Consider the following 25545-nt stretch of genomic DNA (forward strand, 5'->3'; position numbering starts at 1 on the left):
CATGCGTCACGTCATCGACAAGCGCGTCCCGGCGCACCCCGTCCCGGTGATCCGGCTCCGCCGGCTCACCAAGGCGTACGGGCACGGCGACGCCACCGTGCACGCGCTGCGCGGCCCGTCCGACCCGAGCGGCGGTGAACCGCAGGGCGTCAGCCTGGACATCGAACAGGGCGACTACGTCGCCGTGATGGGCAGCTCCGGCTCCGGCAAGTCCACCCTGATGAACATCCTCGGCTGCCTGGACGTCCCGACCTCCGGCCAGTACCTGCTGGACGGCACCGACGTCGGCCACCTGGACGAACACCAGCTCGCACTGGTGCGCAACCGCAAGATCGGCTTCGTCTTCCAGTCCTTCAACCTGGTGCCCCGCACCACCGCCCTCGCCCAGGTCGAGCTGCCGCTCGCCTACGCGGGCGTCCGTACCGCCGAACGGCGCCGCCGGGCGATGGCCGCGCTCTCCCTGGTCGGGCTCGCCGAGCGGGCCGGCCACAAGCCCAACGAGCTGTCCGGCGGCCAGCAGCAGCGCGTCGCGGTGGCCCGGGCGCTGGTGACGGCGCCCGCGATGCTGCTCGCCGACGAGCCGACCGGCAACCTCGACAGCCGTTCGACGGAGGAGGTGCTGGCCCTGATCGACGGGCTCAACGCCACCGGCCGCACGGTCGTGCTGATCACCCACGAGGACGAGGTCGCGCGGCACGCCAAGCGGGTGCTGCGGCTGGTCGACGGGCAGATCGTGAGCGACCTCCGGCAGGCGCCCGTGGAGGGCCCGCCGCCCTTCCTCGACGAGGCGGGGACGTCGTACGAGGCGGGGGTGTCGGCGTGATCCTCTGGCAGACGCTCCGCTTCGCGGTCGGCGGCCTGGCCGCCAACAAGGTGCGCTCGGCGCTCACCATGCTCGGGGTGCTGATCGGCGTGGCCTCGGTGATCCTGCTGCTGGCCGTCGGCAACGGCTCGTCGGTGGCGGTGAAGGAGTCGATCACCTCGCTCGGCACCAACTCGCTGACGGTCAGCTCCGGTTCGGCGAACGGCGGCTCCCGGGCCACCTCCTCGGTCAAGAAGCTCACGGTCGCCGACGCCAAGGCGCTGGCGAGCGACTCCTCCAGCGAGGCGATCAGGTCCGTCGCCCCGGTGGTCACCACCAGCGCGACGGCGCTCTACGGGAACATCTCGTACAGCCCGGGTTCGGTCGTCGGCACCTACCCGTCGTACTTCGAGACCGCCAACCAGAAGGTCGCGCACGGCGAGTACTTCACCGACGACGACGTCCTCGCCTCGCGCAAGGTCGCGGTGCTCGGCGCGACGACGGCCAAGCAGCTGTTCGACACCGAGGACCCGGTCGGCAAGTCGGTGGTCCTGGGCGGCACGCCGTTCACCGTGGTCGGCGTGCTCCAGGCCAAGGGCGGCAGCGGCTTCACCGACCCGGACGACGTGGTGATCGCCCCGCTCCCGACGGTGCAGAACGCCTTCACCGGCTTCGGCTCCGTCAACCAGATCCTGGTCCAGGCCTCGTCCGCGGACAGCACCACGGCGGCCCAGGCGGAGATCACCCGGGTCCTGCTCGGGACGCACGCGATCGCCGACCCGGCCAAGGCGGACTTCCGGATCACCAGCCAGGCCTCGCTGCTCACGGCGAGGGAGAGCACGACCAGGACCTTCACCGTGCTGCTCGGCGCGGTGGCGGCGATCTCGCTGCTCGTCGGCGGGATCGGGATCACCAACATCATGCTGGTGACGGTCACCGAGCGGACGCGCGAGATCGGCATCCGCAAGGCGCTCGGCGCGCCGCGCGCGGTGATCCTCGGGCAGTTCCTCACCGAGTCGACGCTGCTGTCGGTGATCGGCGCGGGGCTGGGCGTGGCGGCCGGGATCACCGGCTCGCACTTCAGCATCGTCGGCATCAAGCCGGTGGTGATCCCCGAGTCGGTGCTGGGCGCGTTCGCCATCGCCGTCGCCATCGGGCTGTTCTTCGGCAGCTACCCCGCCAACCGGGCCGCCTCGCTGCGGCCGATCGACGCCCTCCGGCACGAGTAGGACTCCATCCATGAGCAGCAAAGAGATCGCCACGGTCGCCATGGCCGAGGCCGGTACACCGGCCGAGCAGGTCGCCCTGCTCGCCACCCCGCCGGACGCGCGGGACGTGAGCGCCGAACTGGCGGCGCCGCCGAGGAGGAAGCTGCCCTGGCTCAGCCTGGTGCTGGCGGGTGGCGTGATCGCCACCGGCGCGTTCGCGGGCGGGGTCTGGTTCCAGCAGGGCCAGGGGTCTTCCTCGGGGGGCGGGAAGTCCTCCGCCTCCCGTCCGGCTGCGGCTTCCGCGGCGGGGGGATACGGGGCGGGCGGCTACGGGCAGAGCGGCTCCGGCCGTAGGGGCCAGGGGCAGGGCGGACAGGGCGGACAGGGCGGACAGGGCCAGGGCCAGGGCGGTTTCGCGCGCGGCACGGTCAAGGCCGTGGACGGCAACACCGTCTACCTGACGGACACCAACGGCAACACCATCAAGGTCACCACCGGCGACGCGACGAAGGTCCAGCTCAACAAGGAGGGCAAGGTCGCCGACCTCCAGCCCGGCCAGAGCGTGACCGTCGTCGGCACCCCCGACGCCAACGGTGGCTACACCGCCAGCCAGCTCGTCGAAGGCGCCGCTGGTGCGGGCGGGTTCGGCGGTGGCGGCTTCGGTGGCGGTGGCGCGCCCAGGAACCCGTCCGGCGGCTGACCCGGAGCCGACGGACGACCGCGAGGCCCTCGCCCCTTCCCCGGGCGAGGGCCTCCGCATGTGCTCAGCGCGGTTCGAGGCGTCTCACCGCTCCCACGCCGCCTCCCGGTCCAGGTCCCGGAGGAGATGGAGGAGGTTGAGGAGGGTGGAGACGGGCGCGTTGCCGAAGTCGACCAGGAGGCGGCCGTCGAGGATGGTCTCGCCGGACGAGGCGGAGCCCCAGAGGAGCCCGTACGGGAGACCGCGCCGGTGGAGTTCGCCGAGGAGGGCGGTGATGTGGGAGGGGGTGAAGTCCCGCATCCGGGGGTCGTCCGGCGCGACCGGCTCGCGGGTCACGCGGCCGAGTCCAGCTCGTACCAGACCGTCTTGCCACGCTTCTGGGGGTCGACGCCCCAGCGGTGGGTGAGCCCGGCGACGAGCTGGAGGCCCCGGCCGGACTCGGCGTGGAGGTTGAGGGACTGCTCGTCGGGGAGGAGGGAGCTCTCGTCCGCGACGCAGACCCGGAGGGTGTGGCCGAGGAGGGAGAAGTAGACGACGGGCGAGGCGGTGTCGGCGTGCCGCCACGCGTTGACGATCAGCTCGTCGAGGGCCAGTTCGGCGGCGATGATGGTCTCGGAGTCCCAGGCGGCGCGGGGCAGGACGTCCCGCAGGGCCTGCCGGGTGAGGGTGATCGAGGGGGTGTTACGGGTGCACACGGGAACCTCCGCGAGGCTGTGGTGTGGGGAGGAGAGGGGAGCCGTGAGCCAGGCCGGGGTGCGGTTGCTCTTCGGCGGGAGGGCGGCAGGCTCCTACTGCCCGGAAATCATGGGATGCTGACGATCCGTCGGATCGACCTGGGAATGACCATAGCGCCGACCGCCATAAATTTGTGGCGATCCGCGAGAAGTTCCCCCGAACGTGGCTACCGCTCTGAGGCAGACTGAACCCATGGCCCTACGATCGAACCCGACTCTCCGTCAGCTGCGGTTGGGTGCCGAACTGCGCAGGATGCGGGAGCAGGCCGGTCTCGGCGGCAGCCAACTCGCCCGCGCGCTTGGCATCAACCCCGCCCATGTGACCCAGATGGAGAGCGGGAAGACCGGCATCAGTGTCGAACGCCTGCGGACGATCGCCGCGTTGTGCATGTGTGTCAACGAGCCTTTGATCGATGCGCTGGCGGACATCGTCACGGACCGCGACAAGGGCGGCTGGTGGGAGGAGTATCGCGGGCGCCTTTCGCGGGACTTCCTTGAGATCGCCGAGATCGAAGGTCACGCGCGAGGGCTCTCGGCCTACACGATGGCCTTCATCCATGGGTTGCTTCAGACGAACGACTACGCCTCGGCCATCTTTGCGCGTTCCTATCCGCGCCTTCCGGGTCACGAGGTCGACTTGAGGACCGCCTTTCGCTTGCGGCGTCAGCACATCGTCCAAGCCGAATCGACCCCGTTCACCGCGTACATCCATGAGGCAGCGTTGCGCATGCAGTTCAGTGGGGCCAGGGCCCAAGTGGAGCAGCTCGGCGCCCTTGTCGAAGCCTCCGAACGACCCAACATCTCGATTCGAGTCGTACTGTTCGACGCCGATACGCTCCCGCTGCCCAACGAGAACTTCACGTATGCCGAAGGACCAGTTCAGGAGCTCGACGCAGTCCAGGCGGACTCGGGTGTAGGCAACCTGCTCTTCGATGCACCAGCCCACACGGCCAGATTTCGCTCACTGCTTGCCCAGATCGGTTCGGCTGCTCTTTCGGATGAGGAATCCCGAGAGTTCATTCGATCCATCAAGAAAGACATGGAAAGTAAATATGCGTAACTCTACCTGGCAGAAGTCAAGTTACTCCGGCTCGAACGCCGACTGTGTCGAGGTTCGCGTGTCTGGCGCCGCGATCGAACTCCGCGAGTCCGACGAGGGCGACGTCATCGTCCGCACGACCACCCCCAGGTTCGCCGCCTTCCTCCAGGGCGCGAAGGCCGGCGACTTCGACCACCTGGCCGCCACCACCGCCTAGCGATCCGCCCTCTGGCCTGTCGCTCCTGCGCGACAGGCCAGAGCGTGAGGCTCACTGGCTCTGGACCCTCATCTACTTCCAGGCCACGACGTCCGAGGTGTCCGCTACCCTGCCAGCTCCGCCAGCCACGGATGCCCTGGGTGGATCTGCTCCAGCCACCCGCCGAGGGCTTCCCGCCTCGTCCGGCTCAGCAGTGGCAGCACGGTGTCGAAGTCCGCCTGGTCCTTGGGCCGTACCGCCTTCGCCTTGAACAGCAGCACCAACTCCGGTGTCAGGTAGGGGATTCCGTCGGCCGTCCGCTCGGTGATCTCCTCATGCGGCAGCCGCAACCGCTCGTCCCGGCGGCAGATCCAGGTCCCGCCGTCGTGCGGTTCGCGGAAGACATCGAGCAGGAACCGGCCGCTGTCCGGGTCCCGCAGCCAGGTCTGGTGGGTGGCCGCCAGGGCCTCCGCACCGGCCGCCGGCCAGACCCGTTCCGAGCCGGCCGCGTCGAACAGGTACTCCGGGAAGCGGTCCCGGATCTCCGGGAACCCCGCCGCGGGCACCGCGATCTCCAGGTCTCCGTGCGGCCGCGACTGCCGCCCCGCGAACAGATCAAGCGCCCAACCCGCCGCGACGCACCAGGTGGTGGCCACCCCGGCCAACCGCTCCGCGACCTGTTCCGGCCGCCACGGGCTCGCCCACCGGGCTGCCAGTTCGTTCGCATCGAGTACGACGCCGCCGGGCGGCAATGAGTCGGTCATCATGCCAACGTACGTTCCGTACCGGTGGAAATCCCGACGGATCAACGGCTTCGGCCTGGCCGGGCCGTGGCGACGAGGTGGTCGCGCGTCCCGTCAGCCCCGGTGCACCGGTTACTCGTTCGGATGAACACGGCGCACGACACCGTTGGTTCGCCCGCGATCGCTGCTATCACTTTCCTTGCGCTCGGGCTCGAGCCGGGAAGAAGCCCTCCCCCGCTGTGCGCGAACCGCACGGCCTCCAGCGAGAACGGAATCCGCCTCATGGCAATCGTGCTCCGCAAGACCCTCGCCGTCGCCACGCTGGCCCTGACGGCCTCGTTCCTGCCGGCCGGCGGGGCCGGGGCCGCCGACACCACCCACCGCGCCCCGCGCACCCCCGGTCTCTACTGCCTGGCCAACGCCTGGGGCACCCCGAACGTCTCCACCAAGCCGTGCGACGCCAACGACAACGGCCAGCACTGGAAGCTCTCGGGCGAGCAGATCTCCCTCGCCAAGGCGCCGGCCTACTGTTTCGCCAACACCTGGAACGCCCCGGACGTCTCCACGAAGGTCTGCAACCCCAACGACCAGGGGCAGTACTGGACGGTCAACGGCCAGCAGATCTCGCTGACCTTCGCCCCGGCCTACTGCCTGGCCAACGCCTGGGGCACCCCGAACATCTCCACGAAGCCGTGCGACGCCAAGGACCCGGGCCAGCACTGGGTGGTCTTCAACGAGCAGATCAGCCTGGCGCTCGCCTGATACCCGCCGGCCCCCTCCCGACCTGCCGTGACGCCGTCACCAACGGTCGGAAACGGAACAACCCCCCTGAAAGGAAGATCATGACCGGCGAAGCCGACAAGAAGGCCGCGTTCGACGAGATCGACACCGACGGCGACGGATTCATCAGCGCCGCCGAGCTCAAGGCCCACGTCCAGCAGGACCCCAAGGTCAGCGACGCCAACGCCTCGGCGCTCTTCAAGTGGGCGGACGACAACAGCGACGGCCAGATCAGCTTCAAGGAGTACGCCGAGTTCGTCCGGTAATCGGCTTCATCCGGCTTCATCGGCCGGGCACCCCGCTGCATCGGGGCGCCCGGCTTTCCGATGGGCCGGTCAGGCGGCTCGGCCGTCGGTGTCCAGGACCGCCTCGACATCGACCTCGACGTCGATCATGTCGCCGACCACCACACCGCCCCGGTCCACCACGTCGTTCCAACTCACCCCGAAGTCCTGCCGGTTGATCCGGGTGGTCGCGGTGAAGCCCGCGCGCCGCCGCGGGCCCAGGTCGCGCCCGTCCTCCCACCACGGGGTGTCCCACTGCCCCAGGTAGGTCACGTCGAAGGTGACCGGGCGGGTCACACCGCGGATGGTGAGCTGCCCCGTGACCTCGAAGCAGCTCGCGCTCACCTGGTGGATCTGCGAGCCCACGAACGTCCAGGTCGGGTGGTGCTCGATGTCGAAGAAGTCGGCGCTGCGCAGGTGCGCGTCCCGCTCGGGCGCGCCCGTGTACACCTGGGTCGCGTCGATGGTCGCCTCGACCCGGGCCTTCTCCGGGGCGTCCGGATCGACCTCCAGGAGGCCCTGGACGTTCTTCAGCTGGCCACGCACATAGGTGACCATCATGTGGCGGGCGCGGAACTCCGCGCCGGTGTGGCTGGGCTCGAAGAACCATTTCGTGGTGGCCATGGCGACTCCGTGAGGTGGTGCCGGTGATTGCCGGTGGTGCCCCGAGCCCCCTCAGCCAGGGTAGGACCACGCCGGACTGGCAGCACCACCACGGCGGGGCCACGCTGGTGGGGACGGACCGCCCAGCCGAGGAGGCAGGCATGACCGGCGACCCGATGCCCGGAATCGACCCCACCGCGGTGCCCAGCGGCGACGGCTGCGCGGAGTGTCTGGCCGACGGCGGCTGGTGGCTCCACCTGCGCCGCTGCGCGGCCTGCGGCCACATCGGCTGCTGCGACTCCTCCCCCGCCCAGCACGCGACCAAGCACGCCCGCCAGGCCGGCCACCCCTTCCTGGTCAGCTTCGAGCCCGGCGAGGACTGGTTCTGGAACCTCGACACCGGCGCCTACTACGAAGGCCCGCCCCTCGCACCCCCGACCGCCCACCCGACCACCCAACCCACCCCGGGCCCCGCCGGCAAGGTCCCCGCCGACTGGCAGTCCCAGCTCCACTGACGCCCCCGTGTCCGCGTTCGGAAGGCACCCGCGGTGCTCTCGATCTCACTGAGCAGGAAAACCCAGCTCGGGGCGGCTCTGCGGGAACATCGCCGGGGAGACTGAACCCGGCGTACAGGCCGACTGGTCGGGAACCGAGGTTGCGGCTCCTCTGCGGTGTTTATGCGGGAACGTGAATGATCCTTGCCCGGCTCCTTGCAGACCTCCTAGGGTCCTGATCACCAATCCGCACAGCAAGTGGAGGGGACGCATGAAGCTCACGCGCATCGCGGGCGGCGACCCGGACTGCCGCAACGACGACTGCCCAACGATCTACACCACCGACCGGGGCACCATCGCCGTCCAGGGGTACACCGTGGAGCGGCAGACCCCTGAGGGGGAGTCGGTGGTGGAGATCCCCGAGGATGTGTTGTGGGAGGCGTTCCGTGCTCTTGGACGGTGACTCCTGGCGCCCGTTTTTCGACTCGTTCGAGCATGAGGCGTTCCGGCTGGAGACCCGGAGTTCCTACGCCATGCCCGACGAGGACGAGGAGTTCCAGGAGTTCCTGGCCACGGGCGAGTTGCACATCCCGGCGGATGACCCGTGGCTCACGCGAGTGCGAAACTACCGTGCGACCGGGCGGTGGATCGGTCGGGTCCACGTCCTGACCAGACCGCTGTCCGACTACCTGCGTTTCGAGCTGGCCGCCTACGCGTACAACGTCGAGGCTGGCGAGGACATCCGGATCCTGGACCTCACCGGACTGGAGAACCCCGGACTTCCGGAGCAGGACTTCTGGATGTTCGACAGCGCGAAAGTGGTCGACATGAGGTACCGCTCCGACGGCACCCAGATCGGGCGGCACCTCCTGGAGGAGCCGGACCTGGAGCAGTACCGGCACTGGCGTGATCTCGCGCTGTCCCTCTCGGTTCCGTTCATGGAGTACAGCGCAGCTTGACCCTCGATCCTGGTAAAGCCGGAGAACAACGTCGAGACCTTGCAGCAGCGCTCAAGGACCTTCGTCGTGCCTCCGGCCTTTCCGGTGAACGTCTGGCGGTTCGGTGCGGGATGAGCCAGAGCAAGATCTCCCGCATCGAAACCGGGAAAACCCTGGCCACGGTCGTCGATGTCCAACAGATCGTCACCGCGCTGGGCATCGACGATGCCTTGGCCGAGGAGTTGCTCGACCTGGCCAGCATGGCCAACGCCGAATACGAGGACGTCCGTGCTTCCGTCCGTCGTGGACTGCATGTTCGGCAGCGCGAACTGGCTGCTCTTGAAAGCAGTGCCAGGCACATTCGCTACTTCTTGCCCGCGATGCCGTCCGGCCTTCTTCAGACGCCGGAGTACATGCGTACGGCGATGAGTCCGCCGATCGACCCGGCCGAAGGCATTGTGTCCCGAACCATCGCCCTGAAGCTCGAACGACAGGCCGTTCTCTACGACGAGAGCAAGCGGTTCGACTTCCTGTTGACTGAATCGGCCGCCCGCTGGAAGCTGTGTGCTCCGGCGGTGATGGCGGTCCAGTTGGACCGGATCGCGTCCGTTTCCCGGCTTCCGAACGTCAACATCGGGATCATTCCGTTGTCCGCCCAGGTCGCTGATGTGCCGTTTCACACCTTCACGGTTTACGAAGAGAAGCTCGTGACCATTGAGCTGTTCACCGGGCGGCTGGTTCTGCGCGACCCCAAGGATGTCGATCACTACCGGCGCCTGTTCGATTTCTTCCACGGGGAGTCGCAGACCGGGGGTAATGCCAGAGTTTTGCTCGAACGATGGTCTGAAGATTTTCGGAGTTCCTCGCAAGATTCGCCGGACAAGCCTATGCGGGAACTTGAATAAGCCTGGATGCGGGAGATCTGAAGGCATAGCGTGAGCTGCACCCGATATCGCGAGTCGTGAGTGACTGGCGATTCGATGAGTGCGACAACACGGAGGTACACGTGTCCACCACCGTCTTGAGCAGGACGCCGGGCGTTCCGGCGTTCGACCGGGTGGAGTCCCGGCTGCCGATGGGTGTGGCCGGGGCGACCCGGCTGCCCGAACTGGACGGCGAGGGCGGGCCGGAGAGCCTGTTCGCCTTCCGCTTCCTCGTCCCGGTCACCGGGGCGGGGGGAATCCTGCCGGCCGACATCGAGTACGACGACGAGACGCAGACCTGCACCTACGAGGGTCTCCCGCCCGGGGTCTACATGACCAGCAACCCTCCCAAGACCTACGGTCCGACGCAGCCGTCCGGCGAGATGGACGCGCCGGACGACCCGGGAAGCAGCAACGACTGACATGCCGACCGCCGATGCCGTCCTCGTGCTGACGGGGACGTTCGATCCCACTGCCGACCTCGTGATCGAGGAGCTGAACCGGCGTGGAACTCCCGTCTTCCGGACGGACACGGCGTGGTTCCCGTCGAGGCTGGCCGTGGCGGCCGGCCTCGACGGGACGGGGGCCGGCTGGGCAGGGACGCTGACCACCGATCGGCGTACGCTCGACCTCTCGGCGGTGCGGTCGGTCTACTACCGCCGACCCACGGCACCGGAGTTCCCGGAAGCGATGCCCGCTGAGGCCCGCAGTGTGGCCGCCGCGGAAGCACGGCGAGGGTTCGGGGGCCTGCTGTCGGCGCTGCCCTGCCGGTGGCTGCCGCCACCGGGCCGAGCGGCCGACGCCGAGTACAAGCCGTTCCAGCTCCGGGTGGCGGCCGAGTCAGGGCTCCGGGTCCCGCGAACGATGATCACCAACCGCCCTGAAGTCGCAAGGGAGTTCGCGAAGAGTATCGGGGCCCCCGTGGTCTACAAGCCCTTCACTCCGATCCGCGGGACCGTCGGCGGCCGGTCGGTCGCCGTGTACGCGAGCGTGCTGCAAGGGGATGAGGTCGAGCATCCGTCGATCTCCACCACGGCACACCTGTTCCAGGAATGGATTCCCAAAGCTCACGAAGTGCGCCTCACGGCCGTGGGAGGACGGCTGTTCGCCGCCGAGATCCACGCGAACTCCGAAGCAGCAGAGGTGGATTGGCGCAGCGACTACGACAGCCTGACGTACCGGGTGTGCGATCCGCCGCCCGAGGTGGCGAAGGCGGTCCTCCGGATGCTCGGCCAGCTGGAACTCCCTTATGGGGCCTTCGACTTCGTCGTGTCCCCCTCGGGGGAGTGGACGTTCCTGGAGGTGAACCCCAACGGGCAGTACGGGTTCGTCGAGCAGGCGACCGGCCTGCCCATCACCGCTGCCATCTGTGACTACTTGGAAGGGGCCGACCCGGCATGACGACCATCCTCCACAGCGAAGACCAACTCCTGCGGGCCCGAGTCGCGTTGGCCTCGGAGGTCGAGCGCGGGAGCGCCGTGCTGTCCTCGCGGGTGGTCGAAGCGTTCCTGAACGTGCCCCGGCATCCGTTCGTGCCGGTGTTCTACCGCGAGGAATCCGGCGTCCACCGGCCGTGGCGGGACGACGAGGTCTGGTTGCGGGAGGTGTACGCGGACCGGGTGCTGGTCACCGAGGTCGACGGCGTGCACGCGGAGGACGCCGACCCGGAGGGTGTGAGTGGGCCGGCGACCTCCTCCTCCACGCTGCCGAGCCTGATGGCCGACATGCTCGACACGCTGGATGTCCGGCCCGGGCACCGGGTGTTGGAGATCGGCACCGGTACCGGCTACAACGCCGCTCTGCTCTGCCACCTCGCCGGCGCGGCCCACGTCACGACCGTCGATCGCACCGAACAGCTGGTGGCCACCGCTCGAACCCGGCTGCGCGAGGCCGGGTTCGAGCCCACCGTGGTCCAAGCCGACGGGGCCGACGGGTACCCGGCCGCCGCGCCGTACGACCGGATCATCGCCACCTGCGCCGTCCGCCGGATCCCCCGCGCCTGGCTGGACCAGTGCGCGCCCGGGGGCCTCATCGTCGCCCCGGTCGGTGGCGCGGTGGCCAGGCTGACCAAGCTGCCGGACGGCCGTGCGGTCGGGCGCTTCCTGCACCGTCCGGTCGGCTTCATGCCGTTGCGCGACGGAACGGACGCCGCGCGGAAGGGGCCCGAGCCGCAGGCGAACAGCAGGGCCACGGAGGTCGACTCGCAGGTTCTGGACGACCCGGGGTTCGCGTTCTGGGCCGATCTCCACCTCGGCCCCACCGTCGTCCGCGAGGGCCACACCCTTCGCGACGACGCGGACGGCTCGACCGCCCACGGGCAGGGCCGGACGGTCGCCCTCGGCGGTCCCCGGGACCTCTGGCGGACGGTCGAGGCCGCCCACCGGACCTGGCTCGACCGGAACCGGCCCCGCCGGGAGTGGTGCACCGTCGAGGCCGGGCCGGAGGGCCAGTTCGTCGGCTACACGGCGCCGGACGGTACGCGGAGCAGGTGGGATCTCTGACACACGCGGGGAAAACGTGGCGACTGCGGGGAGCTTGATCCCCTACGGTGATCTCGCCCAGGGCGGCCGTTTACCGCCCGTCGACGTGGCGCGACCAACGCGCCCGCAAACCCAGGGAGTTCCCTGTCATGACGCGCACCCTTGTCGCCGAGCTGCCCGAGCACATCGAGGAGACGGTCACCGTCTACGGGTGGGTCAACACGCTCCGGCTCCAGCGGCGCATCCAGTTCGTGCTGGTCCGGGACCACACCGGGCTCGTGCAGGTCACCCACCTCCGTGGTGGGGAGGGCGACGCCATCGAGGCGGCCTTCGAGGGCGTGACGGCCGAGTCCGCCGTGAAGATCACCGGGAAGGTGGTCGCCAACCCGCAGGTGAAGCTGGGTGGGTTGGAGATCGTCCCGTCCGGGGTGGAGATCGTCTCACCGGCCGAGCCGAAGCTGCCGATCGACGAGAAGACCGGCATCGACCAGCGCCTGGACTGGCGGTTCCTCGACATCCGGCGTCCCTCCCAGCACCTGGTCTTCGACGTCCAGACCACCGTCGAGCGCGCGATGCGCGAGGTGGCGGGCGAGGAGGGGTTCACCGAGCTGCACACGCCGAAGCTGATGGGGACGGCCTCCGAGTCGGGCGCCGAGGTGTTCGAGGTCGGCTACTTCGGCCGGACCGCCTACCTGGCCCAGTCCCCGCAGTTCTACAAGCAGATGGCCATCGCGGGCGGCATCGACAAGGTCTTCGAGATCGGGCCGGTGTTCCGCGCCGAGCCGTCGTTCACCTCGCGGCACGCCACCGAGTTCACCGGGGTCGACGCCGAGATCGCCTGGATCGACGGGGTCGAGGACGTGATGGCCTTCGAGGAGCGGATGCTGCACCGCGTCCTCGCCGCCGTGGCCGAGCGGCACGGCTCGGCGATCGCCGGGCACTTCGGCACCCCGGTGACGGTTCCCGAGTTGCCGTTCCCCCGGATCACGATGGCCGACGCGCTGGCCCGGCTCCGCGCCACCGGCTGGGACCCGGAGGGCGTCAAGGACGACCTCGACCCCGAGGGCGAGCGCGCGCTGTGCGCCCTGGTCGCCGAGGAGACGGGGCACGAGTTCGTCTTCGTCACCCGGTTCCCGGCCACCGTTCGGCCGTTCTACCACCTGCGGCCCGAGGACGACCCGACCGTCACGGAGTCCTTCGACCTGCTGTGGAAGGGCGTGGAGATCACCACCGGCGCCCAGCGCGAGCACCGGTACGACCGCCTCGTCGCCCAGGCCCTGGAGAAGGGCATGGACACCGCGCCGCTCTCCGGGTACCTCGACTGCTTCCGCTACGGCACTCCGCCGCACGGCGGGTTCGGGCTCGGCCTCGGCCGGCTGCTGATGCTCGCCCTCGGCCTGCCGTCGATCCGTGAGGCGACTTTCCTCTTCCGGGGCCCGCACCGCCTCGAACCGTAGCTCGAACCGTGAACCGTAGCTCGAACCGTAAGAGGAACGGACGGCCGAGAAGACGGAAAGGGCCGCGGGCGAGGAGATCGGATCCTCGGACGCGGCCCTTTTCCGTCGTGCTCGGTGAGCCGTGTTCCGTCAGCTGCGGCGGAGGGCCTCGGTGAGCCGGTTGGCGGCTTCGATGATGGCCTGGGCGTGCAGCCGGCCCGGGTGGCGGGTCAGCCGCTCGATGGGGCCGGAGACGGAGACGGCGGCCACCACGCGGTTGGAGGGCCCACGGACGGGGGCGGAGACGGACGCGACGCCCGGCTCGCGCTCCCCGATGGACTGGGCCCAGCCTCGGCGGCGGACGCCGCTGAGCGCGGTGGCGGTGAAGCGGGCGCCCTGGAGGCCTCGGTGGAGGCGCTCGGGTTCTTCCCAGGCGAGGAGGACCTGGGCGGCGGAGCCGGCCTTCATCGGCAGGGTGCTGCCGACGGGGACGGTGTCGCGCAGGCCGGAGAGTCGTTCGGCCGCGGCGACGCAGATGCGCATCTCGCCCTGACGGCGGTAGAGCTGCGCGCTTTCTCCGGTGACGTCGCGCAGGTGGGTGAGGACGGGGCCCGCGGTGGCGAGCAGTCGGTCCTCGCCTGCGGCGGCGGAGAGTTCGGACAGGCGGGGGCCGAGGATGAAGCGGCCCTGCATGTCACGGGTGACCAGGCGGTGGTGTTCGAGTGCGACGGCGAGTCTGTGGGCGGTGGGGCGCGCCAGACCGGTGGCGGCGACCAGCCCCGCCAGCGTGGCGGGGCCCGACTCCAGTGCGCTGAGCACCAGAGCGGCCTTGTCGAGAACGCCGACGCCGCTAGTGTTGTCCATACCATGATATTGCAGTCTCAGTTGGCGAGACGCAAGTCTGTTTCGACGTTCGCCATCCTCTCAGATCCCCGCAAAGCGGCTCTTCCGGGACCTGATGTCTCACATGCCGGATGCGCCGGAGCGTGCGCCGCGGCGCGGGGGCCGGAGGGAAACGAAATGGCAGAGGAAATGGCAGAGGAAATGCCGGGAAAAGAAAAAAGCCCCTGCCGTGTCTCTGTCGGACACGGCAGGGGCCGTAAGAAGAATTCGGCGGCGTCCTACTCTCCCACAGGGTCCCCCCTGCAGTACCATCGGCGCTGTAAGGCTTAGCTTCCGGGTTCGGAATGTGACCGGGCGTTTCCCTCACGCTATGACCACCGAAATGATCGGGCCGGGCAATTGCTCGAAAGCACTGCCTTCGCCTCGACGTGAATCATAGCAGGGGGAGAAACGAAGGATTCCCGCCCGGAAGCCCCGCTCAGAAGCCGATGGCCTCGCGCAGCAGCAGCACGGTCCCCGGGGTGAGTCGGGCCGGGGCGTTGAGCACCAGGAGCTGGTTCACGGCGCTCGGCCCGCCGTACGCGGCGCGGGCGCGGTCGGACTCCAGCGGGAGGACGTGGTGCTCCAGGCGGCGCAGGGCGGCGGGGAGGTCCGGGACGACCTTCTGGGCCCCGACGACCCAGATCGCCCGCCCGGCGCCGCCGGCGTAGCCGGGCAGCTGGCTGCCGGTGGCCGAGGCGACGACCAGGGCGCCGGTCTCGGTGACGGCGGCGACGCTGCCGAGCGCGACGTCGGGGGTGGCGACCGTCCGGCGGATGTCGTCGGCCTCGGTGGCCCGGTCCATGGCCAGCGCGCGGGGCTTCACGGCCCGGTAGCGGTCGCCGCCGTTGACGTCCTCCTCGATGCCGGAGAGCCGGAGGGTCTCGCTGGCCCCGGTGAAGACGCCGGCGCCGGCCGGGATCAGCTCCGCGACCCGGGTGCGCGCGGCGGCGGCGTCGTCCAGCAGCTCGACGGTGAATCCGTTCGCCGCCAGCGCGGCGGCCGCCCGCTCCAGACGGTCGGCGGGCGCCGGGTCGGTGTGCGCGGCCGGACGGGCCGAGTCGGGCACCGAGCTGGTCGAGTCGGGCACCGAGCCGGTCGAGTCGGGCACCGCGCCGGTCGAGCCGGCCGGGCCCGGCGCCGCGCCGGTCAGCGGGCTGCGGTCCAGGTAGCGGGTCTCGTAGACCCGCTCGGTGAACCGCCAGCCGTCCGCCGTACGCCGGTAACGGTCGTGGTAGACGGCGTAGTTGAGCCCCTGGAAGCCGTTCTTCAGGCGGGCGATCTCATGCATGTGGGCGCGGCCGGTCGCGGTGTCGCCGTCGATCCGGATCGCGCCCGGGTGGGTGTTCTGGATGAAGAAGTCCCACTGCTCCTGGAGCTTCTCGCCGCCGACGCGGATCTGCTCCGGGCCGGTCAGCTCGACGGGGACGTCGGGCATCCGCAGCACGCCGTCCGGGGTGAACAGCGCGGCGAGGCGGGCGCGGTCGCGCATCATCACCGCGTCGGTGAACTCCGCCTGCAGGGCCGTGATCTCGACGCGGTCGGCGATCGCCTGGAAGTCGCTCATCGGGTTCTCCGTTCCGTTGACCGGTGTGTCCGTGTGTCCTTGCGTCCGGTGCGTCCGTACGTCCGGTGCGACGGATACGACAGAACAGCCGCCCGGATCGTGAGGTCGCGGGGAAAGGACGAGGGGGAGGTGTCACATTCCGGGCCGCCGCCCTGTCATAAGGGGAGCGGGGAACCGTCGAGTCGAACGAGTCGAAGGGATGGGGACACGGTGCGGGAAGCAGAGGGCGCCACCACGACCGAGCCGGGCCCGGGCGCGATCCTGGGCGAGCAACGCCGGCTGACCAACCTGGCGTACCGGATGCTCGGTTCGCTGGCCGACGCCGAGGACGTGGTGCAGGAGACCTACGCCCGCTGGTACGCGCTGCCCCGGCGGGAGCGGGAGGCGATCGTCTCGCCCGGCGGCTGGCTGACCACGGTGGCCAGCCGGATCTGCCTCAACCTGCTCGGCTCGGCCCGGGTGCGGCGGGAGCGCTACGTGGGCGAGTGGATCCCCGAGCCGCTGCCGGACAGCCGGGAGTGGACGGACCCGGCCAGCGGCCCGGGCACGGACCCGGCCGACCGGATCACCCTGGACGAGTCGGTGAGCATGGCGTTCCTGGTGGTCCTGGAGGCCATGACCCCGGCCGAGCGCGTCGCCTTCGTCCTCCACGACGTCTTCCGCTACCCCTTCGCCGAGGTGGCCGCGATCGTCGGCCGCACCCCGGCCGCCTGCCGTCAGCTGGCCACCTCCGCCCGCCGCCGGATCCGGGCCGGGCGGGCTCCGGCGGCGCCGACGGGCGCGCAGGCGGGCGTCGTCCGGGAGTTCAAACGGGCCTGGGAGGCGAAGGACCTCAAGTCGCTGATGGCCGTCCTGGATCCGGAGGCCACCGTGATCGCCGACGGCGGCGGTCTGGTCGGCGCGCTGCCGCACCCGCTGACCGGGCGCGAGCGGATCGCCGCCGCCCACCTGGACTCCGACCGCTTCGCGCCCGGGATCACGCTGCTGGAGTGCACCGTCAACGGCGGGCCCGGCCTGGTCGCCCAAGTGGACGGCGTCACCGTCACGGTGTTCGCGTTCCGGATCGCCGAGGGGCTGATCACCCACATCTGGGCGGTGCGCAACCCGGAGAAGCTCCGGCCCTGGACACAGGTGGGGCCGATCGGGAGTGGGCTGCGGCCGAGCGGGAGCGGAGCGCAACAATGAGGCGCGTCATGCCCGGCACGCGCCTGCCGGGCGTGTTCACGCCCGTACGCACACCACCGAGCCCACCCCTGCGCGCCTATCGCCCAAAAACCGACCGATAAGGTGTTAATCCAACATTCATCCATGCCGCATAGCCTCAGGGGGCTAGCCTCATGCTGAACGTCATCGTCCGACCGGGAGGCGAAAGCCCCGTGCAAGGCACTGTCACCACACCAGGCGGCTCCACGGTGGCCGGGGGCCAGGGCGAAGCGTTCCTGCTCGTCGTGGACGACGAACCCAACATCCGCGAACTGCTCTCCGCCTCGCTGCGCTTCTCCGGCTTCCGCGTCGCCTCCGCCGCCAGCGGCACCGAGGCGCTGGAACTGGTCGCCGCCGAGCGCCCCGACCTGGTCGTCCTCGACGTGATGCTCCCCGACCTCGACGGCTTCACCGTCGTCGAGAAGCTGCGCGAGCGCACCAGCCGCGGACAGATAGCCGGACCGGCTCACGGGCACCCCGGCGACCACCTGCCGGTGCTCTTCCTCACCGCCAAGGACGGCGTCGGCGACAAGGTGCAGGGCCTGGCCGCCGGTGCGGACGACTACGTCACCAAGCCGTTCAGCCTGGAGGAGCTGATCGCCCGGATCCGCGCCATCCTGCGCCGGGCCGGCGGGCCCGCCGAGGACGGCCGACTGGTCGTCGCCGACCTCAGCCTCGACCCGATCGCCCACGAGGTCACCCGGGGCGGCACCCCCGTCTCGCTCTCCCCGACCGAGTTCAAGCTGCTGCACTACCTGTTGGCCAACGTCGGCCGGGTGGTCTCCAAGTCGCAGATCCTCGACCACGTCTGGGCCTACGACTTCGGCGGGGACCTCTCCATCGTCGAGTCGTACATCTCCTACCTGCGCCGCAAGCTCGACTCCGGCCCGGCGCACGGCCCCAAGCTGATCCACACCGTGCGCGGCATCGGCTACGCCCTGCGCCGCCCCCCGCAGGGCTGACCGGCCCGCCCGTGCTCGCCCGGTTCTCCTCCCGGCTGTCGCTGCGCGCCCGGCTGCTGGTGCTGGCGCTCGCGCTGGTCACCACCGGGCTCGTGGTCAGCGACACCTTCGTGCTCGGCACGGTGCGGAGCCAGCTCGTGCAGCAGCTGGACGAGCAGCTCCAGCGGTACGGGCCGCCGCTCTCCCGCAAGCCGCCGGGCCAGCTGACCGCGCCGGCCGCCGGAAAGCCCGCCGTCGCCGGCCGGCGGGTCAGCCTGCCCAGCCAGTACCTGGTGCAGTACCTCTCCGCGGACGGCAAGGTCCAGGCGCTGATGCGCCAGCCCGTCTCGGACAGCGACCCGGCGCCCCAGCTGGCCGGGCTGGACCCGACCAGGACCGCCCCCGACGTCCCCTTCGACCTGCCCGACCAGCGCGGCCACCACCGCTGGCGGGTGCTGGTGCTGCCGCTCCAGCCGCCCCGCGGGCAGGCCGCCAGCCCCAGCGCGTACGCCGCGCCCGCCGTCACCCCGACCCACGTCATGGTGGCCGTCTCCCGCGAGGACATCGACGCCACCCTCGGCAAGCTGAACACCTCCTTCCTGGCCATCGGCGGCGGCGTCCTGGTGCTGATCGCCGCGCTCGGCTTCTTCGCCGTGCGGGCCGGACTGCGGCCGCTGCGCCGGATCGAGGAGGGCGCCGAACGGATCGCGGCCGGCGAGCTGTCGCACCGGATGCCGGAGCTCTCCCCGGGCACCGAGGTCGGCCGGCTGTCGATCGCGCTCAACGGGATGCTCACCCAGATCGAGGCGGCCTTCGCGGCCCGCGCCGAGTCCGAGGCCCGGATGCGGCGCTTCGTCGCGGACGCCTCGCACGAGCTGCGCACCCCGCTGGCCGGGATCCGCGGCTTCGCCGAGCTCTACCGGATGGGCGCGCTGCCCACCGAGGCCGACGTCACGCGGACCATGACCCGGATCGAGAGCGAGGCCGACCGGATGGGCGCCCTGGTCGAGGACCTGCTGGTGCTCGCCCGGCTGGACGAGGAGCGCCCGCTCGACCTGGCCCCGATGGACCTGCGCACCCTCGCCGCCGACGCGCTGCACGACCTCACCGCCCTCGACCCCAGCCGCCCGGTCGCGCTCACCGGCCCGGCCGGCACCGGCGCACCCGGCGCCGCGCCCGTCATCGGTGACGAGGCGCGGCTGCGGCAGGTGGTCACCAACCTGGTCGGCAACGCGGTCAAGCACACCCCGGCCGGCACCCCGGTCCGGATCGGGGTGGGCGCGGGCCCCGGCGGCATCTGCCTGCTGGAGGTCGCGGACTCCGGCCCCGGCCTCACCGAGGAGCAGGCCCAGCGGGTCTTCGACCGCTTCTTCCGGGTCGACCCCTCCCGCAGCCGCGACAACGGCGGCGGCGCCGGCCTCGGCCTCGCCATCGCCACCGCCCTCACCCGCGCCCACGGCGGCACCCTCACCCTGCACACCGCCCCGGGGGAGGGCGCCACCTTCCGCGTCGAACTCCCCCGCCAGCGCTGACCGGATTTTCTTCCGTTCCGCCCGAATGTCGGGAATCCGGGTGTTTCGGGAGGCCGGGCCGACCGCGAATTTGTCGACTCGTCAATTCCGCGGAGAACCGGGAAGATTCGTCGCCCGATCGTTGCCGGAATCCGGCATGGAGCGTCAAGAATGCGTATGCCTAAGATCGGCGCTGCCCGGACATCGGAACTCCTCCGGGCCAAGGCTTTTGCCTTCCTTTAGACCCGAAAGGGGTCATCGTGAATCTCCGCCGTTCGCTGGTCTCGGCCGCCCTCGTCGCCGCCGTCGTCTCGCCCGCCGCCGTGCTCTCCGCCACTCCCGCCCTCGCGGCGCCGGCGTCGGCGGCGCAGACCCGGAGCGACAACGGCTCGATCGCCGAACTGGAGCGGGCCGCCGCCGACGCCGCCAAGGCCTACACGGCGGCCGTCGCCAACGAGGCCAAGGTGCAGGCCGAGTCCGCCGCCTTCCTCGAGGACTCGCAGCCCTACCTGGGCGAGTACCAGGAGGCCAAGGCCGCCGCGGTGAAGGCCGCCGCCGCCAAGGAGGCGGCCAGGAAGGAGGCCGAGGCGGCCTCCGAGGCGTACCGCCTCGCCACCGAGGAGGAGCTGCCCGCGGCCAGGGAGCGGCTGACCAAGGCGTACGCCGCCGCCAACGCGGCCTCCGAGGCGAACGAGAAGGCCAAGGCCGCCGTGACCGCCGCGGGAACCGCCATGGACGACGCCAGGGTCGCGGCGTTCCGGCGGATCCACGAGGCGCAGCAGGCCACCAAGGCCGCGGCCGCCGCCAAGGCCGCCGCGGACCAGGCGCTCGCCGACGCCAAGGCGGCCCCCGAGCAGCCGGTCGAGCAGCCCACCGAGAAGCCGGTCGAGCGGCCCGCGGAGCAGCCGGCGGAGAAGCCCGCCGCCGTCACCCCGGTCTCGGACAAGGCCACGGGCACGACCAAGACCTCCTCCACCGTCGGCAGCAGCACCGGGAACAAGCCGGCCGCCTCGACCACCACCCGGGCCACCACCGGCTCGGCCACCGAACTCGCCGACACCGGCTCCGACCCGGCCACCACCTACCTCGCCCTCGGCTCCGGCCTCGCCCTCAGCCTCGGCGCCGCCGCCCTCTACGTCTCCCGCCGCAAGCCGGCCACCCGCACCACCTCCTGACCCACCCCGTCGCGCCCGCTCGGGAGGAGGGCGCGACCACCCCGGAACCGCGGGACATGCCCCGGCCCGTCCTGCGGTTCCGCCGTTCCCGGCCGCGAAACTCCCCGATCGGGTGAACCCGCCCGTGTTCACCCGGTCGGCCCCCCGGTCGTGTGCGACCGTCCAGCCATTGCTTGTGCGGCCTCGCGCGGGCTGATCACGTTGGACGGGAAGTGGGGTGTCTCGATGAGCGCGCTCGTCGCCGAGAGGACCGTCGCCGTGGACCTGGACCAGGCGCTGTGGGAGATGTGGAAGTCCGCGGATGTGCCCGAGGGCTATCGCCTGGAGATCATCGACGACCAGGACGACGGCGGCGCGGTGACCGTCCTCACCGATCCCGATCCCGATCCCGAACATCGTGACGACGCCTGCTCGACCCGGGTCGCCCACGGCAAGGAGGCCGTGATCCCGGAGGGCCCCGCCAAGGGCTTCGTGATCGGCCCCGACAGCACCGGAGAGCGCCGTGGCTGACCGTGGCGCCTCGTTCCGGCGGGACCTGTCGGAGTGGCGGATCGCGCTGGTCGCCTGGCGGCTGCTGGTGCTGCAGGCGGCGGACCCGGTGGTGTCGGCGGGGATGGCGGAGCACTCGACGTACCGGGCGCACCCGTGGCGGCGGGTGGAGCACACGCTGGGCAGCGGGCGGCGGCTGTTCTACCAGGACGAGGAGACGCTGCGCCGGGAGATCGCGCGGCTGGAGCGGGCGCACAAGCGGATCCGGGGGACGGGGCCGGACGGGCGGCCGTACGACGCCGGGGACGCGGCGACCAGGGCGTGGGTGCTGCTGACGCTCTTCGAGTGCGTGGTCGCGATGCGCCGGCTGGGCGGGGACCCGTACGACGCGCGGGAGTTGGAGCGGGCGTACGCGGAGTTCCGCGGGGCGGTCGCCGCCTTCGGCCTGCCCGAGGGTGAGATCCCCGGCACCGCGGGGGAGTTGCCGTCCTACTTCGCCCGGTACGCGCGGGAGCGGCTGGAGTTCACCGAGGCGGCGCGCTACCTGCTGGGCGATCTGCTGCGCGAGGCGCCGAGGCCGCGCCGGCTCTGGTTCCTCGGCGACGCGGGGTGGCGGGCGGTTCGGCTGGTGGTCGCCCGGCTGATCCGCGAGCTGACGGTGGCGGACCTGCCGCCGGCGGTGCGGGAGCGGCTCGGACTGGTCCGCACCCGGCGGGCCGCGCTGCTGTCCGCCGTGCTGCACCGCGGCGCCGGCGCCGTCGTGCCCCGCCTCCCGGACCGGCTGCGCTACCGCTCCCCGGAGCCGTCCCGGCCGAAGCGCCGCCACCCGCACCGGGACGGCCGCGGGCCCCGGCTGGACCGCTTCTTCCGCGAGGTGCTGGACCAGACCGGCGACGGCTCGATCACCTCGCACGACCTGCGGGCGATGGCGCACAACGTGTGCTGGCAGCTGGAACTGGACGAGGCCGGCGAGGCCCGGGTGTACGAGGCCTTCGACAGCTGGTGGGAGCAGCTGCGCGCGGTGATGGACGCCGACGGGGACGGGAGGGTCAGCCGGGAGGAGTTCGTGGCGGCCACCCTGGCCGGCTGCGACCGGGACGAGGCCTACCTGGAGCGCGGGCTGCTGCCCGCGCTGCGGGCGGTGTTCGCGGCGGCCGACACCGACGGCAGCGGCTTCCTGGAGTTCGACGAGTACCGCGCGGTGTTCGGCGGGCCGCGGGTGCACCCGGCGGAGCTGTCGCACGGTTTCCGCCAACTGGACACCGACGGGGACGGGCGGATCACCCGGGAGGAGTTCCTGGCCGGCTTCACCGGCTTCTTCACCGCCCGCGCCGACTCCGTCCCGGGCACCGAGCTCCTCGGCCGGGCGTAGGGCGTAAAAGCGCCAGGGCGCAGAGCGTCAGGGCGCAGAGCGCTGGAACGTAGGGCGCCAGGACGCAGAACGCCGGAACGCAGGGCACGCGCCTAGCACGCGGATCCCGTCGGCGCGACCGGCTCCCGAGCCTGTCAAGCGCCGGTTCGGCCAACAACTTCCGGCCATCCGCCCGGTCGTTCGTTGCCCCGCTCCGCGGTCGGTCCGCAGACTGTGCGGACCGCACCGCGGCCGTGACGCACCGCACGGGGCCGTCAACCGGCTGTCAACCCCACCCCACCTGCAGTTCCTCCGTAAGGATGATGGATACTGCTCCTTGTGAACGTGTTCACGTTCACAAGCGGACAAGCTTGCGTGGTTGAGCAACGGTCTACGGCTATAGATGAAGTTTGTCCGGAAGATGCCCGTCATCACACGGGCAGGTTGGGAGAGAGGGCGACGTGGAACTGGCAATCGCTCACGAGACCATCGCGCGATGGCAATTCGGCATCACCACCGTCTACCACTTCCTCTTCGTCCCGCTCACGATCAGCCTGGCCGCGATCGTGGCCGGTCTGGAGACCGCCTGGGTGCGGACGAACAAGGAGAAGTACTTCCACGCCACCAAGTTCTGGGGAAAGCTCTTCCTCATCAACATCGCGATGGGCGTGGTCACCGGCATCGTCCAGGAGTTCCAGTTCGGCATGAACTGGTCCGACTACTCCCGCTTCGTCGGTGACGTCTTCGGCGCCCCGCTCGCGATGGAGGCGCTGATCGCCTTCTTCTTCGAGTCCACCTTCATCGGCCTGTGGATCTTCGGCTGGGACAAGCTGCCGAGGAAGATCCACTGCGCCTGCATGTGGATGGTGGCGCTGGGCACCGTGCTCTCCGGCTACTTCATCCTGGCCGCCAACTCCTGGATGCAGCACCCGGTCGGCTACGCGATCGACCCGGTGACCGGCAAGGCCCAGCTCACCGACGTCGTCCGGGTGCTGTTCCAGAACACCACCCTCGTGGTCGTCTTCCACACCCTGACCGCCGCCTTCCTCACCGGCGCGGCCTTCGTCGTCGGCATCGCCTCCTTCCACCTCTGGAAGGCCAAGCGCAAGCCCGAGGCCGCCGACCCGAAGCGGACCGCCGCGATGCGCACCTCGCTGCGGCTCGGCCTGGTGCTCGCGGTGGTCTTCGGCCTCGGCACCGCGCTCAGCGGCGACACCCTGGGCAAGGTCATGTTCGAGCAGCAGCCGATGAAGATGGCCGCCGCCGAGGCGCTGTGGGAGACCCAGTCGCCGGCGCCGTTCTCGGTCTTCGCGGTCGGCGACGTCAGCAAGGGCCACAACTCGGTCGCCCTGGAGATCCCCGGGATACTGTCCTTCCTCGCCCACAACGACTTCAGCTCCACCGTCCCCGGCATCAACGACACCGCCGCGGCCGAGGCCGCCCAGCACGGTGGCAACCCCAGGGACTACATCCCGAGCATCTTCGTCACGTACTGGGGCTTCCGCCTCATGATCGGCTTCGGGATGACCTCCTTCCTGGCCGGCCTGATCGGTCTGTGGACCACCCGGAAGAAGCTCTTCCTGCACCCCGACTTCCGCACCGGCGAGACCGAGGTGCCCCGGCTGATGCTCACCCCCAAGCGCGAGCTGGGGCCGACGCTGACCAAGTGGAGCTGGCGGATCGGCATCCTGACCATGGGCTTCCCGCTGATCGCCAACAGCTTCGGCTGGATCTTCACCGAGATGGGCCGCCAGCCCTGGGCCGTCTTCGGACTGATGACCACGGCCAGCGCGGTCTCCCCCACCGTCAGCATCGGCACCCAGATCGGGGCGCTGGCCACCTTCACCACGCTGTACGCGATCCTCGCCGTCATCGAGGTCAAGCTGCTGGTCAAGTACGCCAAGGCCGGCCCGGTGGTGACCGAGCAGCCTCCCACCAAGGACCCGTCGCTGCGCGGGCCGTCCTCGGACGAGGACGCCGACAAGCCGCTCGCCTTCGCCTACTGAGGCGCCGGGACCACCGGGGAACTGAGGATCTGACATGCAACTCCACGACGTCTGGTTCGTGCTGATCGCGGTCCTGTGGATCGGCTACTTCTTCCTGGAGGGCTTCGACTTCGGGATCGGCGTGCTGCTCAAGCCGCTGGCCCGCAACACCGCCGAGCGGCGGGTGCTGATCAACACCATCGGCCCGGTCTGGGACGGCAACGAGGTCTGGCTGCTGACCGCCGGCGGCGCCACCTTCGCGGCCTTCCCGGACTGGTACGCGACGCTCTTCAGCGGCTTCTACATCCCGCTGCTGGTCATCCTGGTCTGCCTGATCATCCGCGGCGTGGCCTTCGAGTACCGGCACAAGCACGACGGCGCCCGCTGGCAGCGGAACTGGGAGGAGGCCCTCTTCTGGACCTCCCTCCTCCCGGCCTTCCTCTGGGGCGTGGCCTTCGCCAACATCGTCCGCGGCGTGGACATCGACGCGCAGAAGAACTACGCCGGCACCCTCTGGGACCTGCTGAACCCGTACGCGCTGCTCGGCGGCCTGGTGACGCTCGCCCTGTTCACCTTCCACGGCTCGGTGTTCGCCGTGCTCAAGACGGTCGGCGAGATCCGCGAGCGGGCCCGCAAGGCCGCGCTGCTGTCCGGGCTGGCGACCGCCGTGCTGGCGCTGGTCTTCCTGATCTGGACCCAGTCCGCCCACGGCAACGGCCGCAGCCTCGTCGCGATGATCGTCGCGGTGGTCGCCCTGGTCGGCGCCCTCGCGGCCAACCGACTGCGGCGCGAGGGCTGGGCGTTCTCGCTCTCCGGGGTGACCGTCGTGGCCGCGGTCGCGATGCTCTTCCTGGCGCTCTTCCCGAACGTCATGCCCTCCACCCTGAACCCGGAGTGGAGCCTGACCGTCAGCAACGCGTCGTCCTCGGCGTACACGCTGAAGGTGATGACCGTCGTCGCGGCGATCTTCACCCCGCTGGTGCTGCTCTACCAGGGCTGGACGTACTGGGTGTTCCGCAAGCGGATCGGCGTCCAGCACATCCCCGGGCACGACCCGGCCGCCCAGCTCGACCAGGGCTGA

29 protein-coding genes and 1 rRNA gene are annotated in these 25545 nt (G+C 70.6%); 23 read left to right on the forward strand and 7 right to left on the reverse strand.

All coding sequences use genetic code 11. The features are described from left to right. Position 1 precedes the first annotated feature (1 nt). Genes ACIQ87_RS21925 through ACIQ87_RS21935 form a run of 3 tightly spaced genes read left to right on the forward strand, consistent with a single transcriptional unit; the run spans position 2 to position 2710 of the window. Positions 2-823 (forward strand): ABC transporter ATP-binding protein, encoded by an 822-nt coding sequence (locus tag ACIQ87_RS21925; protein WP_402409220.1) that lies wholly within the window; start codon positions 2-4, stop codon positions 821-823. Next, positions 820-2031: an ABC transporter permease gene (locus ACIQ87_RS21930; protein WP_402409222.1), complete on the forward strand. Its 1212-nt coding sequence runs from the start codon at positions 820-822 to the stop codon at positions 2029-2031. The genes ACIQ87_RS21925 and ACIQ87_RS21930 overlap by 4 nt, the downstream gene beginning before the upstream one ends. Positions 2032-2041: 10 nt before the next feature. Next, positions 2042-2710, forward strand: a complete 669-nt coding sequence (locus ACIQ87_RS21935; protein WP_402409225.1) for a DUF5666 domain-containing protein — start codon at positions 2042-2044, stop codon at positions 2708-2710. A gap of 84 nt (positions 2711-2794) precedes the next feature. Here the strand turns inward: ACIQ87_RS21935 and ACIQ87_RS21940 are convergent, their stop codons facing one another. Together ACIQ87_RS21940 and ACIQ87_RS21945 are read right to left on the reverse strand one after the other, a co-directional pair. Continuing rightward, positions 2795-3046: a hypothetical protein gene (locus ACIQ87_RS21940; protein WP_402409227.1), complete on the reverse strand. Its 252-nt coding sequence runs from the start codon at positions 3044-3046 to the stop codon at positions 2795-2797. Beyond that, complete coding sequence (locus tag ACIQ87_RS21945) at positions 3043-3405, reverse strand: ATP-binding protein (protein ID WP_402409229.1); 363 nt, start codon at positions 3403-3405, stop codon at positions 3043-3045. Before ACIQ87_RS21945 ends, ACIQ87_RS21940 begins: the two co-directional genes overlap by 4 nt. Positions 3406-3676: 271 nt before the next feature. On the opposite strand from ACIQ87_RS21945, the gene ACIQ87_RS21950 reads away from it, so the two are divergent. Both ACIQ87_RS21950 and ACIQ87_RS21955 read left to right on the forward strand, forming a co-directional pair. Beyond that, entirely contained in the window at positions 3677-4504 is an 828-nt protein-coding gene (locus tag ACIQ87_RS21950) for a helix-turn-helix domain-containing protein (RefSeq protein WP_402409231.1), read from the forward strand. Continuing rightward, positions 4497-4700, forward strand: a complete 204-nt coding sequence (locus ACIQ87_RS21955) for a DUF397 domain-containing protein (protein WP_402409233.1) — start codon at positions 4497-4499, stop codon at positions 4698-4700. Before ACIQ87_RS21950 ends, ACIQ87_RS21955 begins: the two co-directional genes overlap by 8 nt. A 104-nt stretch (positions 4701-4804) precedes the next feature. Here the strand turns inward: ACIQ87_RS21955 and ACIQ87_RS21960 are convergent, their stop codons facing one another. Beyond that, a complete protein-coding gene (locus ACIQ87_RS21960; protein WP_402409236.1) occupies positions 4805-5443 on the reverse strand; it encodes a nucleotidyltransferase domain-containing protein in 639 nt (212 codons plus the stop codon). Positions 5444-5704: 261 nt separating this feature from the next. On the opposite strand from ACIQ87_RS21960, the gene ACIQ87_RS21965 reads away from it, so the two are divergent. Together ACIQ87_RS21965 and ACIQ87_RS21970 are read left to right on the forward strand one after the other, a co-directional pair. Beyond that, entirely contained in the window at positions 5705-6184 is a 480-nt protein-coding gene (locus ACIQ87_RS21965) for a ricin-type beta-trefoil lectin domain protein (protein ID WP_402409239.1), read from the forward strand. 80 nt (positions 6185-6264) lie between these two features. Further along, positions 6265-6468 (forward strand): EF-hand domain-containing protein, encoded by a 204-nt coding sequence (locus ACIQ87_RS21970; protein WP_402409242.1) that lies wholly within the window; start codon positions 6265-6267, stop codon positions 6466-6468. Positions 6469-6537: 69 nt separating this feature from the next. Here ACIQ87_RS21970 and ACIQ87_RS21975 read toward each other — a convergent pair whose 3' ends face one another. After that, entirely contained in the window at positions 6538-7110 is a 573-nt protein-coding gene (locus tag ACIQ87_RS21975; RefSeq protein ID WP_402409245.1) for a YceI family protein, read from the reverse strand. Between the two features lie 140 nt (positions 7111-7250). Between ACIQ87_RS21975 and ACIQ87_RS21980 the strand changes: the two genes are divergently transcribed. The 8 genes from ACIQ87_RS21980 (at position 7251) to aspS (ending at position 13381) form a co-directional block, all read left to right on the forward strand. Then, positions 7251-7604, forward strand: a complete 354-nt coding sequence (locus ACIQ87_RS21980; protein ID WP_402409248.1) for a UBP-type zinc finger domain-containing protein — start codon at positions 7251-7253, stop codon at positions 7602-7604. Between the two features lie 250 nt (positions 7605-7854). Then, positions 7855-8046 (forward strand): hypothetical protein, encoded by a 192-nt coding sequence (locus ACIQ87_RS21985; protein ID WP_402409250.1) that lies wholly within the window; start codon positions 7855-7857, stop codon positions 8044-8046. Further along, positions 8030-8542, forward strand: coding sequence for a DUF6879 family protein (locus ACIQ87_RS21990; RefSeq protein WP_402409253.1), 513 nt, complete (start codon positions 8030-8032; stop codon positions 8540-8542). Before ACIQ87_RS21985 ends, ACIQ87_RS21990 begins: the two co-directional genes overlap by 17 nt. After that, on the forward strand, positions 8539-9426 hold the full coding sequence (locus tag ACIQ87_RS21995) for a helix-turn-helix domain-containing protein (RefSeq protein ID WP_402409256.1): 888 nt from the start codon (positions 8539-8541) through the stop codon (positions 9424-9426). The genes ACIQ87_RS21990 and ACIQ87_RS21995 overlap by 4 nt, the downstream gene beginning before the upstream one ends. A 101-nt stretch (positions 9427-9527) precedes the next feature. Continuing rightward, entirely contained in the window at positions 9528-9866 is a 339-nt protein-coding gene (locus tag ACIQ87_RS22000; protein WP_402409258.1) for a hypothetical protein, read from the forward strand. A 1-nt stretch (position 9867) separates the two neighbouring features. Then, a complete protein-coding gene (gene tgmB / locus ACIQ87_RS22005) occupies positions 9868-10845 on the forward strand; it encodes an ATP-grasp ribosomal peptide maturase (RefSeq protein WP_402409261.1) in 978 nt (325 codons plus the stop codon). Beyond that, positions 10842-11945, forward strand: a complete 1104-nt coding sequence (locus ACIQ87_RS22010) for a methyltransferase domain-containing protein (RefSeq protein ID WP_402409263.1) — start codon at positions 10842-10844, stop codon at positions 11943-11945. Before tgmB ends, ACIQ87_RS22010 begins: the two co-directional genes overlap by 4 nt. 128 nt (positions 11946-12073) lie before the next feature. Continuing rightward, positions 12074-13381: an aspartate--tRNA(Asn) ligase gene (aspS, locus tag ACIQ87_RS22015; protein WP_402409266.1), complete on the forward strand. Its 1308-nt coding sequence runs from the start codon at positions 12074-12076 to the stop codon at positions 13379-13381. Positions 13382-13510: 129 nt separating this feature from the next. Here the strand turns inward: aspS and ACIQ87_RS22020 are convergent, their stop codons facing one another. The 3 genes from ACIQ87_RS22020 to ACIQ87_RS22030 form a co-directional block, all read right to left on the reverse strand. Beyond that, positions 13511-14224, reverse strand: a complete 714-nt coding sequence (locus ACIQ87_RS22020) for an IclR family transcriptional regulator (RefSeq protein ID WP_030246527.1) — start codon at positions 14222-14224, stop codon at positions 13511-13513. A gap of 244 nt (positions 14225-14468) precedes the next feature. Continuing rightward, positions 14469-14585: ribosomal RNA gene (gene rrf / locus ACIQ87_RS22025) — 5S ribosomal RNA — on the reverse strand. Positions 14586-14681: 96 nt separating this feature from the next. Next, complete coding sequence (locus tag ACIQ87_RS22030) at positions 14682-15809, reverse strand: nuclear transport factor 2 family protein (protein WP_402409269.1); 1128 nt, start codon at positions 15807-15809, stop codon at positions 14682-14684. A 210-nt stretch (positions 15810-16019) separates the two neighbouring features. On the opposite strand from ACIQ87_RS22030, the gene sigJ reads away from it, so the two are divergent. The 8 genes from sigJ (at position 16020) to cydB (ending at position 25545) form a co-directional block, all read left to right on the forward strand. Then, a complete protein-coding gene (sigJ, locus tag ACIQ87_RS22035) occupies positions 16020-16994 on the forward strand; it encodes an RNA polymerase sigma factor SigJ (RefSeq protein ID WP_402409272.1) in 975 nt (324 codons plus the stop codon). Positions 16995-17185: 191 nt separating this feature from the next. Then, a complete protein-coding gene (locus tag ACIQ87_RS22040; protein WP_402409274.1) occupies positions 17186-17974 on the forward strand; it encodes a response regulator transcription factor in 789 nt (262 codons plus the stop codon). 11 nt (positions 17975-17985) lie between these two features. Next, positions 17986-19485 carry a sensor histidine kinase gene (locus ACIQ87_RS22045; RefSeq protein ID WP_402409276.1) on the forward strand — a complete coding sequence of 500 codons (1500 nt, stop codon included), beginning with the start codon at positions 17986-17988 and terminating at the stop codon, positions 19483-19485. A gap of 239 nt (positions 19486-19724) precedes the next feature. Beyond that, entirely contained in the window at positions 19725-20639 is a 915-nt protein-coding gene (locus tag ACIQ87_RS22050; protein ID WP_402409279.1) for an LAETG motif-containing sortase-dependent surface protein, read from the forward strand. A 258-nt stretch (positions 20640-20897) separates the two neighbouring features. Continuing rightward, positions 20898-21149, forward strand: a complete 252-nt coding sequence (locus tag ACIQ87_RS22055) for a hypothetical protein (protein ID WP_402409282.1) — start codon at positions 20898-20900, stop codon at positions 21147-21149. Further along, positions 21142-22500 (forward strand): oxygenase MpaB family protein, encoded by a 1359-nt coding sequence (locus tag ACIQ87_RS22060; protein WP_402409286.1) that lies wholly within the window; start codon positions 21142-21144, stop codon positions 22498-22500. The genes ACIQ87_RS22055 and ACIQ87_RS22060 overlap by 8 nt, the downstream gene beginning before the upstream one ends. A 440-nt stretch (positions 22501-22940) precedes the next feature. Then, positions 22941-24485 carry a cytochrome ubiquinol oxidase subunit I gene (locus ACIQ87_RS22065; RefSeq protein ID WP_402409288.1) on the forward strand — a complete coding sequence of 515 codons (1545 nt, stop codon included), beginning with the start codon at positions 22941-22943 and terminating at the stop codon, positions 24483-24485. A gap of 34 nt (positions 24486-24519) precedes the next feature. Further along, positions 24520-25545, forward strand: coding sequence for a cytochrome d ubiquinol oxidase subunit II (gene cydB, locus ACIQ87_RS22070; protein WP_402409291.1), 1026 nt, complete (start codon positions 24520-24522; stop codon positions 25543-25545).

It is taken from the genome of Kitasatospora sp. NPDC096204, from assembly GCF_044763205.1.
Lineage (GTDB): Bacteria > Actinomycetota > Actinomycetes > Streptomycetales > Streptomycetaceae > Kitasatospora.